This window comes from Salinimicrobium oceani, from assembly GCF_012037645.1.
Genome location: NZ_JAAVJR010000159.1, coordinates 1 through 674, shown reverse-complemented (window position 1 = coordinate 674; position 674 = coordinate 1). Strand labels below are relative to the sequence as shown.

Annotated in this window: 1 protein-coding gene; it reads right to left on the bottom strand. The window is 41.7% G+C overall.

Features of this window, described 5'->3' with window-relative positions; genetic code table 11:
• Positions 1-242: 242 nt before the first annotated feature.
• Positions 243-674, bottom strand: a 432-nt coding sequence (locus HC175_RS16005; RefSeq protein ID WP_168139409.1) for a CAP domain-containing protein, incomplete at its 5' end; no start/stop codon positions are given.

Below are 674 nucleotides of genomic sequence, written 5' to 3'. Positions count from 1 at the left end.
GGTAGAAAACGGAATTGCTGCAGAAAGGATCGTAACCTTCAAAGGTTATGGAGAGGAGCAGCCCGAAGTTGAATGTTCAAACTGTAGTGAACAGCAACACCAGCTAAACAGAAGATCCATCTTTAAGGTGGTAAAAATGGAATAAAGAACCCTGCAACTAACCAACCGGGGAGAGGAGGCTTATTGAGCCTCCTTTTCTATTTTTCTCATTTTGGTTCTCTGCTGTCAGAAAAAGATCGGTCCTATTTTCTAATGAAGATAAGCGTGACATACATCTTTCCTTCTGCACTTGTAGCTGAAACTCCAAAGTGAGTATTTTCACTTTCTATTATGTTTCTGTGATTGGGACTATTCAACCAGGCCTTTAAAATAGCTTCGGAAGTTCTGTAACCATAGCCAACATTTTCTCCCATGGATCTTGCCCCTACCTGCTCTTTTAAGATTTTTAACCTGCTCCCGAAGTCATGGTGACAAACCTCGTTGGCTCCTGCCATATGATTAGAATGAAGCTTTGCCTGAAAGGAAATTTCCTCAAGTCTTTGTAGTTCTACCAATCCTAAAGAATTTCTGTGATCATTGACCAGATTCAGCACTTCCAGCTCTAAAGAAGAATAAGCAGAAAAAGGTGGGTCTAAAACTTCGTCATCGCCCCCTTCTCCCGAGCACGACATCAA